General features: G+C 60.0%; 12 protein-coding genes, 1 tRNA gene and 1 pseudogene. 2 read left to right on the top strand and 12 right to left on the bottom strand.

All coding sequences use genetic code 11. The features are described 5' to 3' along the window. Window positions 1-317 precede the first annotated feature (317 nt). Genes JCM25156_RS03905 through JCM25156_RS03895 form a run of 3 tightly spaced genes read right to left on the bottom strand, consistent with a single transcriptional unit; the run spans window position 318 to window position 2286 of the window. The gene (locus tag JCM25156_RS03905; RefSeq protein ID WP_025812206.1) at window positions 318-512 is read right to left on the bottom strand and encodes a Trm112 family protein; all 195 of its coding nucleotides are present in this window, start codon (window positions 510-512) and stop codon (window positions 318-320) included. A gap of 44 nt (window positions 513-556) precedes the next feature. Further along, window positions 557-1327 carry an LON peptidase substrate-binding domain-containing protein gene (locus JCM25156_RS03900; protein WP_025812205.1) on the bottom strand — a complete coding sequence of 257 codons (771 nt, stop codon included), beginning with the start codon at window positions 1325-1327 and terminating at the stop codon, window positions 557-559. Further along, window positions 1324-2286 (bottom strand): thioredoxin family protein, encoded by a 963-nt coding sequence (locus JCM25156_RS03895; protein ID WP_025812204.1) that lies wholly within the window; start codon window positions 2284-2286, stop codon window positions 1324-1326. Before JCM25156_RS03895 ends, JCM25156_RS03900 begins: the two co-directional genes overlap by 4 nt. A gap of 220 nt (window positions 2287-2506) precedes the next feature. On the opposite strand from JCM25156_RS03895, the gene JCM25156_RS03890 reads away from it, so the two are divergent. After that, window positions 2507-2581 (top strand) — tRNA-Gly (locus JCM25156_RS03890). Between the two features lie 147 nt (window positions 2582-2728). Here JCM25156_RS03890 and JCM25156_RS28595 read toward each other — a convergent pair. From JCM25156_RS28595 to JCM25156_RS28585, 6 genes are all read right to left on the bottom strand, one after another. Further along, window positions 2729-5356, bottom strand: coding sequence for a helicase-related protein (locus tag JCM25156_RS28595; protein ID WP_148299311.1), 2628 nt, complete (start codon window positions 5354-5356; stop codon window positions 2729-2731). Continuing rightward, the gene (locus tag JCM25156_RS03880; protein WP_025812202.1) at window positions 5353-7296 is read right to left on the bottom strand and encodes a phospholipase D-like domain-containing protein; all 1944 of its coding nucleotides are present in this window, start codon (window positions 7294-7296) and stop codon (window positions 5353-5355) included. Before JCM25156_RS03880 ends, JCM25156_RS28595 begins: the two co-directional genes overlap by 4 nt. Beyond that, window positions 7293-7742, bottom strand: a complete 450-nt coding sequence (locus tag JCM25156_RS03875; protein ID WP_148299310.1) for a hypothetical protein — start codon at window positions 7740-7742, stop codon at window positions 7293-7295. The genes JCM25156_RS03880 and JCM25156_RS03875 overlap by 4 nt, the downstream gene beginning before the upstream one ends. 17 nt (window positions 7743-7759) lie before the next feature. After that, a complete protein-coding gene (locus JCM25156_RS28590) occupies window positions 7760-8590 on the bottom strand; it encodes a hypothetical protein (protein WP_148299309.1) in 831 nt (276 codons plus the stop codon). 374 nt (window positions 8591-8964) lie between these two features. Continuing rightward, window positions 8965-9270, bottom strand: a complete 306-nt coding sequence (locus JCM25156_RS29310) for a 3'-5' exonuclease family protein (RefSeq protein WP_206777851.1) — start codon at window positions 9268-9270, stop codon at window positions 8965-8967. 32 nt (window positions 9271-9302) lie between these two features. Further along, window positions 9303-9503 carry a hypothetical protein gene (locus JCM25156_RS28585; RefSeq protein ID WP_148299308.1) on the bottom strand — a complete coding sequence of 67 codons (201 nt, stop codon included), beginning with the start codon at window positions 9501-9503 and terminating at the stop codon, window positions 9303-9305. Between the two features lie 477 nt (window positions 9504-9980). Between JCM25156_RS28585 and JCM25156_RS03855 the strand changes: the two genes are divergently transcribed. Further along, the gene (locus JCM25156_RS03855; protein ID WP_025812198.1) at window positions 9981-10664 is read left to right on the top strand and encodes an MT-A70 family methyltransferase; all 684 of its coding nucleotides are present in this window, start codon (window positions 9981-9983) and stop codon (window positions 10662-10664) included. Here JCM25156_RS03855 and JCM25156_RS03850 read toward each other — a convergent pair. The 3 genes and pseudogenes from JCM25156_RS03850 to JCM25156_RS03835 all read right to left on the bottom strand — a co-directional run. Beyond that, window positions 10661-11470, bottom strand: coding sequence for a BglII/BstYI family type II restriction endonuclease (locus JCM25156_RS03850; protein WP_025812197.1), 810 nt, complete (start codon window positions 11468-11470; stop codon window positions 10661-10663). The genes JCM25156_RS03855 and JCM25156_RS03850 overlap by 4 nt on opposite strands. A 213-nt stretch (window positions 11471-11683) precedes the next feature. Then, window positions 11684-12735 (bottom strand): annotated as a pseudogene (locus JCM25156_RS21335) (CorA family divalent cation transporter). 147 nt (window positions 12736-12882) lie between these two features. Beyond that, the coding region (locus JCM25156_RS03835) for a DUF3597 domain-containing protein (RefSeq protein ID WP_025812196.1) at window positions 12883-13132 on the bottom strand (250 nt) is incomplete at its 5' end.

The following is a 13132-nucleotide window of genomic DNA, read 5'->3' as shown; positions in this document are numbered from 1 at the left end:
AGCGCCGGTTTCGATCCGGTGGAGTATGTGGAACTGCGGGCCGAGACCGACCTGCAACCCCTGACCGGACTGCCCGCCGGAACGCGCGCGCGCCTGCTGGCGGCGGCATGGCTGGGAACGGTGCGGCTGATAGATGGCGTTGCGGTTCCGGCCCCGGTCTGATGGTCCTGTCGGGGCTGTGAAACTTCGGGGAACGCCGCCTTTATTGGAAAAAAGCCAGCGCCCGGAAACCCTCAGTATCGAAGTATTCGGGAATCCTCTCCGCCGCGCACCGGGACCGGTCCGGCAGGTCAGACCCCTCGCTTTGGCTCCGCCCTTCAGGCGTCCAGCTTGCGGGCCTCGTCCGGCAGCATGATGGGAATGCCGTCGCGCACCGGAAAGGCCAGCCCCGCGCGCTTGCTGATCAGTTCACTGGCCTCACGGTCATAGACCAGCGGCCCCTTGGTCACGGGGCAGACAAGGATGGACAGCAGCCGGGGATCAAGCGGCGGTGCGGGTGGCGTTTCGGTCATGGCGGCGTATCCCATGCAGGTTGCGATCATTCATGCGACATCGGTCACGAGGGGGATGCACCCTCGTCGGGTTCATGTCCAGCCCCGTCCAGCAGATTGCGCAGGATCTGCGCACGCGCGGCGGGGGTGGGGGCTTCCAGCATCATCTGGCGCGGCGCGGTGCCAAACGGGCAGATCATGGGCAGCGTGACCAGCAGGGCGGCGTCGTCCATCTGGCGCAGCGCGTCCCACTGTGTACTCACGCCCTGCGCCTCGCAGAAATCGTGCAGCGCGTTGAGCAGCCCCTCGCGGTCGAAGGGGATGTCATCCTCGCTGTCCGTCATGTCGGCCACGAAGGAGGAAACGTCGATCCGGCCCACCCGGTAGCCCCGGCGCAGCGCTGTCTCGCGCAGCAGGCGAAAACGCGCGATGCCCGTCAGCGTAATGGCGTAGGTGCCATCCGCGCGTTCGGTCATGGCGGTGATGCGGCCCACGCAGCCAATACCGTACAGCGGCGGCGTGTCGCTGTGGCCGTCATCCATCCCGGCATCGGGCATGTCATCGGCGGGGCCAGCGTCTTCCATCCCGTCCAGCGGGCGGGGCTGGATCATGCCGATCAGGCGGTTGCCCGCCAGCGCGTCCTCCACCAGCGCGATGTAACGCGGCTCGAACACATTGAGCGGCAGGCGCCCCTGCGGCAGCAGCAGGGCCTCATCAAGCGGAAACAGCCCCAGCTCCACCGGAAAATCCGCCAGGGTCATGTCCCCAAGCTGGGGGATGCGGCGGGGAATGTCGTCATGGATTACGACGGTTCCCCATCTGTCATGCCGCGTCACGAAAACAGCAGCGAGGACATGCGCCGCCGCGCGGCGATGGTGTCGGGATCGGTCTGGCCCCATGCCTCGAACAGGCGGATAAGCTGCAGGCGGGCGGCGTCGTCATTCCACTGCCTGTCCTCCTTCATGATAGCCAGAAGCTCATCGGCGGCTTCCGCGCGCTTTCCCGCCGCGTTCAGGGCGGCGGACAGTTCGAAACGGGCGGCGTAATCCTTCGGGTTGGCGGCGATGCGCGCGCGGATTCCCTCGGCTTCCTCCGCCGCCTTGCGGCCTTCGCGCTTGAGTTCGAGGGCTGCGCGCGCCCCGGTGATTTCGGCATGGCTGGCGATGGCCTCGGGCACGTCCTTCAGCGCGGTTTCGGCTCCTTCGTCATCGCCCATTTCAATGAACGCGCGGACAAGGCCACCCCACGCGGCAGGATTTTCCGGCTCGATTTCCAGCACCTGCGAGAACAGCCCTGCAGCCGCCTCGGCACGGCCTTCCTCCATCTCGGCGCGGGCCGCGTCGATCAGGTCCGCCGCCGGCAGCGCGCCACCGCCCGCCTTCAGCACGGATTCAATGAACCGGCGTATCTCGCTTTCCGGTTTCGCGCCCTGAAACATGTCCAGAATCTGCCCCTGCCAGAAGGCGGCGACCAGCGGGATTGACTGAAGCGGCAGGCCGACTTGGCCAAGCTGCTGCACCAGCGCGCGGTTGGCGTCCACATCGATCTTGACCAGACGCACCCGCCCCCCGGCCGCGCGCACCACCTTTTCCAGCACCGGGGTCAACTGCTTGCACGGGTTGCACCATGTCGCCCAGAAATCCACCAGCACCGGCACCGCGCGGCTTGCTTCCACCACATCGCGCATGAAGGTGTTCTGGGTGCCGTCCATCACCGGGTCTGGCGCGCCACCGGGCATGGCGGCGGCCGGACCGGAACTGGCGGGCCGGGGTGTCTGGCCGATAATGTAGTCCATCTGGTTCTCTATCCTGTCGGTATGCGGCCAGCAGGGGAAAGGAGGCGGCACGCGCCTTTATGCCCATGATGGCCGGTTCTTGTCGCTACATGATAGATTGGCATTCCACGCCATGCCCGCAACCGTCTTGTGGGGGGATGAAAAAAATTCGCCAAAAGCATTTTTATCCTCTTGCGCACCCTGCCGGTTTACCGTAAACACCGCCTCACCGAGACGGAGCGCGGGCGTAGCTCAGGGGTAGAGCACAACCTTGCCAAGGTTGGGGTCGTGGGTTCGAATCCCATCGCCCGCTCCAGATTTTCCACGGAAAATTAAGTCGGATACGAGAAAGCCGCCGCAAGGCGGCTTTCGTCGTTTCTGGCCGGGGCCATCATCATTTTTGCTGACACGGGCGCGGGCCCGGGTTTCTGGCCCGACAGCCTGCTTCCTCCCCGTCCTACCATCATGGATGCTTTATGCACGGTGAGAAATTTGGTCTGGCCTCCGTGATCTCATCGAATGCCTCATGTCCTCTTGCGCTCTCAGCCTCCCGCACATGCGCTGAAAGTACATCTCCGTGCAGTTGGGCACGTAAATCATCCCAGCGTTTCTGAAGAACGTTCCAATTGTGCTCGTCATAGGTGCCTTTGAAAATGATCGGCCGGATCTCGATGCGCGGCAGGTCCGCTCCCTTTTTCCCGTCAGCAATCGCCTGGTGCAACTCCTTCGCCCAGCGTGAGTTCACGCGGTCAACGCGGCCGATTTGTTGTTCGACCACGCCCGGATTCCATTCGGGATGCAGTAAAACAACGATTCGACAGCTTTCGTGGAGATTCAGTCCCTCTCGTCCCACAAGGGACTGCGCCACGAGGACGCGCGGAAAGCTGTTCGGCCGGTTGAAGGCAAATTGGAGCATACGGCGCGCCTCCGGCCTGGTCTCACCGTACATCAGACGGGCAAATCCTCCTCGCTGGCCCGAGTAGTCCTCCTTCAGATGTTTCCTGAGTGTCTCCCATATGTCATGCGCCTGCTCCTCATCCGCTCCATCTTCGTCAACGCCGTCACGATCAGCCGCCGCTTCGACGAGGCCCAGGAACACTTTCGCCAGCTCTGCGTCGGAAGAATTTGACAGGTCGGTATTTTCACTCATCGCTCGAGCCAGCAGGGTCAGATCATGCACATTGTCTCCGCTGTCATTTGCTGTTGTTTGACGCACGACAGCATCGAGAATGGCAAGACTTCTGCCACCTGCAATGTCCATGGGAAGACCATTGCGTATGCGCGAAAGCAGGTTTTCACGTTGCACCGGGCGCTGGCTGATTTCATGATTATAGCGTTTGGAGAGAAGGTCATTGAGTTCGGCCAGATTCACTTTTGATTTAAGTTGCTTGTGCGCAGCATATACGGCGGGCCATTCGGCTTCATGCACCTTGCTTTGGGGCCAGGGGATGCCCTGTTCAATGGATTTGAGCATCTGCCGCGCGTTGAGGAGATTCACCAGCACGCGCATCGGATGGGTAAACCGTCCGAAGACCAGCACTTTTTCGCCACGATCGGTTTCCTCTTCGATAGCCCTGACCGCGGCCTGGATTGCCGGATGACAGAACAGAATTTCCGAATCGTCTTTGCCCTGTGGCAGCATCTTTTTCAGGAGGGAGAGCCACCAGGCTGAGCGGCAGGATATGGGCCTTTCTTCATTAGGCGCCAGGTCCATCCCGTCTTCCCTGTCCTGCTGCTGGTCTTCTTCAATCTGTTTTTCGTCCTTCGCCTCGTCACGGAATGCTTCGTCGATAATGCCGGTGAGGCCGTGGCCGTTTCCGACTGTCAGGCGCAAACGCTGTGTTTTGGCATTTTTCATGGATTCTTCGCGGACCACGGACAGTGCTTCCGCCGCGCAGATCACCTGAAGCCAGACAGGATCCAGATCGTTGAGATCGATCGCGATTTCACGCAATTGCCGATAGCTATATTCAGACTCTCCGCTGGCTCTCACAAACGCGCGCACATCCGCGTCTTCACGCTTGTCCCGCCGCAGGAGATAGGGGCAGAGTGTGGATTGAAACTGCCCGGCGGCTTTCCGATATGCCTCCCGTACCTCGCTATTTGTGCGCCATCCCGATTGCAGGTGTTGTATTGCTTCTACGTATTGTTGTGCTGCCGTAGTAACCAGCGCACGTTGCTCCGTCGTCGCATCCATCCGGGCGAGCATATTGTCCCATTGTTTGTCACTGAGTTCAATCGGGGTCGCCGTCAGCGCCAGACAACGGCTGTTGCGGCCTTTGAGAATGATTTTTTCAAGGACCGTAGATAGGCTGCCCTCCGGCTTACGGTTCTTGTGGGCTTCGTCTATGATGATGAGATCAAATGCCCCCAGCCCCAGGCCAACAGCATTTTCAAGCTTCTCCCGAATAACGGTATTCGCGCCGTAATCCTGTGGTGAGAGCAGGTCTCTGAACGCCAGGCTCTCCAAATCCGACAGACGCCGACGTGCCGGATCGTCATTGTTCTCTTTTACGGCCTTCACAATAGAACAGGCTGCGTGCGCGACCTGGTTGACGTTTCTGTCACGTTCGTAGGCGTTACGGTACCCTTTGGGTGTCCGTTCCCCTCTCGATCGGCAGGCGGCGGCATAAAGTTCCGGTAGCAGGCACCATCGCCAGGACTGTGTGTTTTCCCCGAATCTCCAGTTGGAAAACCTGTGGGAAATCATGACGACAGGTTGTTCGGACCAGGGCGGTCCGCTGCCATTCCAGGCTTCGAAATAGCCCTGCAGGCTGCGAATGACCGGCGGGACATCAGATCCGCAATTATGGAACTCCCGCGCCCATTGGAATCCTAGACCGGGCGGAATAACGACAGCGACCCGGCCTGCGCACTGTTTGACCGCGTTGGCCACAAATACTGCAATGCGGGTCTTTCCCATACCGACTTCGTCGGCCAGGATTACGCCATTACGGCCGATCCGGTCGGCAATAGCCAGAAGGCTGGCGCGTTGCCCGTCGTTGATGAGCGAAGTGGAATTCGTGGACCTGTCCGCCATGGCGCGGAGATGGCCCGCGACCTTGTCCCATCCCAGAAATTTCTGATTCACAGCGGTTCTCCAAGCTTCGGGCAGTTTTCAAGCCGCCAAGCAGCGATCGCAGCATTGAGCGCTTTCTCGTAGAGAGCGCCTTGCTGTGTGCTGCCGGTCGCGGCAAAAGCCGGCCGGAAGGCCGCCACAAACAGGGGATGGAGGGGATTGAGCCTGCCCGCCTGGAATGTCCTGACGATCGCACTATCCTTAGCCTGCGTTAAAACCTGCTCCATGCGGTTGCACCACATCGCCCAATCCACCTCAGCTATGGAAGCCTGCTTAACGGCAATATTCTCAATCAGGCTCATCATCTGGCGGATCGGATAAGTGGCGGATGACCCCGGCTGGGCTGCCGCGGGAACGCAAACGCCGTCGATAATGTCAGCAGTATCGCTCTCTGCCAGTTCCTCGTCATCAGGCGGCATCGGGAAACTGGCGAGCTGGAGCCAGGCGTCTTCCAGTTCAAGCGCCGGGAGATCGGCGGCACAATAGCGGCCATAATGGTCCACGACAGGCACATTGGCTGTCCGTGCATCGCCCCGGTCGGACCATCTCACGGCTACCTGCCTTGGGCGCCTGCCCGGCCAGTGAATGTCGCCACATGCATCACACCTGCATGGTCGCCCGTCAGGCCCGATGACCTCAAAGGGTCCTGTCACCTCTCCTTGAGGTCCGAGCTTCCCGCCGCCGTCCTGTTCATCCCAGAGAAACAGGGCCACCGGCGCTGCGACGAAGAGCACTTCACGCTCCGCCATGTCATCACCCGCTTTAAGGGCAGGCAGGATACATGTGTCATTCTGGTGGATGGGGAGAAGGTTGGTAACAATATCGGTGCCGTCGTCTTTCCTGCCTTCCGCGGCCCATTTCAGGGATTGCGGGGCGAACACGACACCGGCTTCGAGGTTTCCCGCCAGACCGGCAACCTTCATGAAGCCGGGATTGGTCAGGTTGCCCGAGCCGAGATAGATCCAGGGGCTGGCACATTTATTGGAATCTTCGCGCCGATTGGTACTGAATATGAACTTGGCGTGCAGTGAACGTGGAGCGGGCCCGAAGTATTTCGGCTGCGCAGCTGCGCGAATTTCCCAGTCCCTTGGCTGGTTCTCGGCAATGGCCTGACAGGCATCCGGATTGACGAAAATGTTTTTTTCGCAGCTTTTCGTTACAAGCCCTTTTTTTCGCAGTGCTTCATATATCTTTTCCGGCACCAACGCGCCGCCGGAGCCGTTCCCTTCGTAAAAACCCGATCCCACGGCAAGATAGTTCCGCCCGACATGACCTGCATGCTGCTCCACAAGATGGGGGAGTTGCGCGAAAAAGGACTTCTGCCGGTTATCGAAGACGCGGGGGCGGTACCCGCGACGGGGTTGGCCTAACCTGCCAGTCCATTCGATAAATCTGGCGGCTGCATTGGCCGTATCACCACCATTGCCTGTGGCATATTCCAGAAGGCGCAAATCGAAGTTCTCCCGGAGCGACGACAGAAGGCTCCAGGCGGCGGCCAGATCTGTGCGGTTTTGATGGGCGGTGGCTGTTTCGGCGTCGTGACTGGAAACCTCGACATGCCAGGCGAGATCAAGGCTTTCTTCAAGTGTCTGGCGTGTCCAGTTGCCGGTTGAGACGATGACACGCAGAATAAAACCGTTCTGCTTCTGGAACCCGAGCACGGCGACCTTGGCATGCAGGAGCCTGAAAGGGCGCGGAACATCCTTCGCGGCCAGGTGAAGCGCCCCAGGTATGGCCGCTGGCGTAATTTGCACGTTTCCGGGATCAAGCATTACCGCAAGAAAGATCCGGCCTTGATACGCGCGCTGGGCCCGCGTCAGGCCGGAAAACCGCTCCAGGGCATTTTCCAGAAAGCTGGCGTCGGCCGCGTAACCACAAAGCCAGCCAAAGACGCCCTGATGCTGCCCGGGCGGCTCAAATAGTTGGGCCAGAGAGGAGGGGCTAAAGCTCATGGCGCTTCTCCCGCCGCCGGATTCAGAAACTTCCCGAGTTGTCCGTCAAGATCCAGATTGAGAAGATAAAGGTTATGAATGCGGCTGGAGATTCCATCGGGAACCGGTACGCGCCCCACCTTTCCGGCGCCTGGTGCCTCATCCTCTTCCTGTTTATCGTAAAGTTCGGTCTGAGGCTGTTCGGAGAAGGCCGGCCCGGGCACAACATCATCCCCGCCAAGGCGTAATACCCGATTGTCGCGCTGAACAAGGGCGCGAATGATGACAGCCGGATCCCGAGCGTTACATTGGTGGCAGAATTCCGTCGCCATGTGCCCCTCGGTCGGATCCTTTCTTTCATCAAGAAATCTCCGTGCCGCCGCGCGCAGGATTTCAAGCGATTTCTGAACGGTGGGTGATCTGCCCAGCGCATCAGGCGTCATGAGTGATTTGGCCAGGAAGGCCATATGGGCCTCGATGATATTCAGCGTGTCGATGGCGGCATCCCGCGCACGAAAAAATAGCGCGCCCAGACGGAGATCGTCCCAGTGACTGACTTCGATTTCATTCGGCCTGTGGTTCCAGGTGGCCGTGTGACCCGCGTCAAGCGATCCGACCCACATGAGGGCATTTTCCCTGCGGGCCGCCTTCCAGTCCTGGCCCGCGTCCTTGCAAAGCTGGCCTCGAATGATGTCCCGCGCGCCGGAAGGCAACGGGTCGAGAGGCGAGAGCGCCGCCCGGAGCGGGGGTGTTGCGGCAATGGCTCATCACGTGCCATGGCACATTTGTAGAGATAGCCTTCCACCGTCCCGTTATGAGGCTTGAAGCAACGGGTCGCGGCATCAATCAAATCCAGACCGGCTTTTGCGCATTGGAAGCTGTTGAAGCGCTGGCTGCCTGGCGCGACAAAGCCAAGCGCGGCAAGCGCCTCGCCCGTCGCCATGCGCATTGGCTGCGTGACATAGAAACGTGACAGGCCCAGACGTGAAAAAGTGAGCTTACCGTCACGGGGTAGTTTCTGAAGGCCGCGCAAACGGGCGTCTGCCGCCCATTTATTGTTTTTAAATGCACACAGACATGCAAGCGCCTCGATGGTGTTGGCAATCTTGATCGGCCTGACGTCGGGCCTGGTGGCGCGCAACCGGTCCGCGAGATGGACGCCGAGCGTTGCCAGAAAGATTTGTTTGGCAAACCAGACCCCTCCAAGCCCCGGCACGGCAAGTTCGTTGAATGTCCGGACCGCCGCCCCCAAATCGAGGGTCCGCGTTCTACGCGCCCCTGCAAGCTGTTCTGGTCCCAGCAGGCCCCACTTCATGGGGTGTCCTCGGCGCTTCCGGCAAGCAAACAAGCCAACCTGATCAAAATGCCCACCTTTCCGAAACGCATATCCCTCTCCCGACTGCTCCGCCCGACCCGGACGGAGGCGGCCATTATCCGTCTGGACCGTCAGACGGAGGGGATATTTCATGACACTCGCAAGCGCCATTCAGAAAGGACGCCATGTCCATGATGAACGAGGCCGCCAATTGGCCACAATCCCCGGTTGCTTCAGGTCCGGTAATGAGCCTGCTGGATACACCACCACAACCACCAGTATCTACAAAGGCTTATCAATATTTGTTTATGATGGGCGTGGCCGCCAGAACCTGTTTTGCCGGTACGGCAATAACTTCATGTACGAGGCCGTAATCAGAAATCAGGGGAAGATAAGGCGCTCCATACCGCCCAAAGGTGGCGTGCGTCCGCCATCGCGCGATGGAGGACGGGACTGTTCGTCATCGCCCGTTGCTTGGCCCTGGCCAGACAGGAAAACGCATGGTCGGCCTTTTCCTGCGGGGAGGTGAAGGCATTCAATGTCTTTTCCATCGCCTCCGCCCAGGCTGTTTCTACAGGCAGAACAGGGGGTGCCTTTTTGCCGGCTTGGCGGCACAGGCGTTCGAGCCACCGCTTGTCAAATTCCGGTGCATCGCTGACAAGCCGCCGGTTGGACGCCACGACAAGAAACCGTTCCACCACGATGTCAGCAGCTAGACCCTCCCGCACGAGAGTGCCGTACGAAATGCCATGCAGCGTTCGGCCTCCTCTGACCAGTCGGTCCAGTGTGAGGGAGGCAGGATGAGATGGGCCTCGCCCTTTCCATTTTCATCGACCCATCCGATTTCAATGGGATAACTCCTGTTGGAAAGGGAGGATGCCTCGATATCCACAAACAGAAATGGCGCTCTCATGCTCGCTTCCATAATGACCGGGATATATGCAGGACCAGATTCCGTCCCGTGGAATACAGGCATCAGGTAAGCGGGAGGGAGAAAAGCTGGGTGAAGGCCAGAGAAGATGATGGAAATACCCACCTGATAATCCTGTATTTTATATCCAGAATCGAAACCGGGGAAAGATGGTCAGAGGGCCTGTTGGCTCTTGCCAGGGGCATGGGTTCGAATCCCATCGGCTGTTCCAGATTTCAGGTAAATCAGCGGTTTCAAACAGCCCTTCGGCGCTGTTTTTGTTTTTCGGGCATGATGCCTGCCCAACCCTGAACATCACGGCGCTTTCCCATGCGGGGACGGGCCAGCGGGAACAGCTATTCTTCCCGGCCGGGCCTTCAAATGATTTGCCCCTGAGTCCCGCAGGCGGTATCCATCACAGGGCGTGATGGCGGTTGCTGTCCTTGCGATTGGTTGTGAACAGAATACGAACGGTGCCCCATGCCCAGAACCCGCGCAGCACAGGATATCGGGCAGGAATTCCTGGCGGATGTCGGCATGGGCAAGGCCCGGACCATTCTGGCCGATCCGCCCTGGCAGTTCACGAACCGGACCGGAAAGGTCGCGCCCGAGCACCGTCGCCTCACCCGGTATGAAACCATGACGCTGGATGACATCTGCGCCCTGCCCGTGGCGCAGGCGGCGGCGGAAACCGCGCATCTGTACCTGTGGGTGCCCAACGCGCTCCTGCCCGATGGCCTGCGGGTGATGTCGGAATGGGGCTTTACGTACAAATCCAACATCATCTGGCATAAAATCCGCAAGGATGGCGGTTCCGATGGCCGGGGCGTGGGCTTCTACTTCCGCAATGTCACGGAAATCCTGCTGTTCGGGGTCCGGGGCAAAAACGCCCGCACGCTTGCGCCCGGCCGCACCCAGGTCAACTATCTGGCGACCCGCAAGCGGGAACACAGCCGCAAGCCCGATGAACAGTATGACCTGATCGAAGCCTGCTCACCGGGGCCGTATCTGGAAATGTTTGCCCGTGGCCCACGTCAGGGCTGGTCCGTATGGGGCAATCAGGCCGAGAATTACGCCCCTACGTGGGAGACGTACAAGCATAACAGCACGAACGAGCGTGGGGCCGACAGTAACGCGGCCAAGCCGCCCGTGGGTGCCGACTAGCTTTCCGTCTCGTCATCTTCCGTTTCGGTCACGTCCAGGGCGGGGGTGTTGCGAATGACCGGATGGGCGTCTTTCCATGCCGCGAAGGCGTCGATCAGGGCGGGCCTGAAACCGAGGGCCAGAATGGGGCAGCCCCCGCCCCGTCCGGCTTCGATGCGATAGGTCAGCTTGCCCATCCATGTGGTGGATGCGCCGAATTTCCCCTTGCTCATTTCCGTGGGGGAGCGGCTCTGGAGTTCGTTGAAGGCGGGCACCAGTTCGGCGCTGCGGGTCAGCAGGACACCCGCCGCGATGATGTTGCAATCATAAAAGCTGCGTAGCGCGTACAGGTCGCGGTCAAAGGTCTGGTCCTTGGAATTCCATTCCATGTCAAAGGCCACGCGGTTTTTGACAAAATCAATCTTGTGGCCATCAACAAAGGCATCAATCTTATAATGTTCGATCTGGCGGGGGGCTGCCCTGCCGCGTTTGGATGGGTCGGTATAGGTGATGCGATTGATCAGCAGGTCAGCCGTCACACGGGTTTCGCGCCAGCCGAGCGGATGGAACAGGTCTTCCACCCCCCTGGCGATGCGGGACTTGTTGCCGCCCCCTGCTATGATGTCGTCCGGGGCGATCCGGAATCTCATTAATGTTTCCGTCAGTTCACGGAATTCATCCGGGCAGGACGCGGCCAGAATCTGCGCCGCGTTCCGGTAACTGAGCACTTCGTAAAGATCGAAAAAACCATCCGGAAAAAGCCGCCTGTCCACCCTGTCCCGCGATGTGATCGAAATGATCCGGGGGAGGTCGGTCGTATCGGTCATATGTATTCCCATCCTGTCGGGACTGATGAATTCGCGATAGGGTTTATGTTCTTTTTTGTAAAAAAAGAACCAAAAAACTTCTGTCTGTTTAAGCATCATGTGCTGAAATGGAGATAATGAAAAAATAATAAAAGTCTTTTTGCTTCTTTTTCTTCAGAAAAAGAAGGGGATGATACACTCCCCGAAATTTTCATATACCACATGAATAGCAGCTTACAGCAGCTTCATGATCTTGAGCAGCAGCCACGTAATCATCATGAATATGAAGCAGATGCCACCCGCCTCCACCGTGCCCAGAGCGCCCGTGGCCAGGAACATGCCGCCGGTGTTCATGCCGAAAAACCCGGTGACAAAGGTGGCGGGCAGCATGAGCGTGGTCACGATGGACACGGTGTAAAGGCGGCGGTTGGTTTCTTCCGCCTGACCCGACGCCAGTTCGTCCTGCAGGGAGCGCGCGCGGTCCTGTAAGGCCAGAAGATCGTCAAGGGCCGCGTGAATCTGGCGCTGGGAGCGGTCGCGTATGTCGTCTTCCGCCCATTCGGGCAGCTCCAGATCCTCGTTATGGAAAATACGGTCCACGGGCGAGATGACGCGCCGCAATTCGGTCGAACGGCGGCGCACGCGCCCGATCAGCCCGCTTATGCGCCCGAAATCCGTATGCTGGTCCAGCGTCAGCAGCAGATCCTCCGCCCGGTCGAGCTTGTCGTCGAGCATGGCGATGTTGCGCCGCACGGTATCGGCGAATTCCAGCAGGTATAATCAACCACTTCGGCGGGGGAATCGAAGGAATCGGCGCGCTGCAGCGCCCGATAGACCATCCCGAGTGCCGGAACCGGCTGGCGGCGCGTGGTGATCAGCAGGTCAGGCAGCACCGCGAAACGCCAGGCCGAGAGGTTCTTGTCATCCTCCGACATCGCATCGTCAAAACCCGGCAGCGCGCCGTACACGATGTCGCCTTCCGCTTCCACATTGGTGCCGCGATCGGTGCTGCCCAGCGCAAGCCGCACCTCTTCGGGCAGGCAGGGTATGGCCTGAATGTGGGCGCGGCTGGCCGTATGGACAATATCGTAGTGCAGCCACACCCATGAGTCCGGAATGGGGGGGGAGCCGCCTTCCAGCGCATGCACGATCTGCCCGTCATCCAGGCGGACGGGGCGATGGCCCGCCTGGCAGGCGATGGCCCATACCAGCCCGTTGGAAACGGATGCGGCCGATGGCATGTCCGACAACAGGGAGGTGCTGTCGGCCAAGGGGAAATCGGGCACGGTCTCCATCGCGTATCCCTCCATCATGCCGCGTGTCGCGGGTGTCGTGTCGGTTCTGGCGGGGCCAATACGGAAAACGGGCGGGCAGGCGTGTCGTGCCCGCTGGCCCCCGCCTGTCCGCCCGCCAGGTAAGCGTCCCGTCCCGTATTATTTCAGCAGGTCGGGGGAAACCCTGCCGCCGTTCTGCGCCAGTTTCTGCATCACCTGCGCGTGCAGCCAGATGTTCATGGACGCGGAATCGTTCGTATCCCCGGTGTAGTGCAGTTCGGATGCCAGTTCCTTGCGCGCGGTCAGGGAACTGTCCAGCCCCAGCAGCTTCATCAGGTCAACGATGGACGTGCGCCAGTTCAGCTTTTCCGGGTTTTTCGCGGCCATGGCGGCCAGCACGGCGTCCACG

Source organism: Komagataeibacter kakiaceti JCM 25156 (assembly GCF_000613305.1).
Note: the sequence above shows the minus strand (reverse complement) of the source record. Positions and strands in the feature narration are given on the sequence as shown.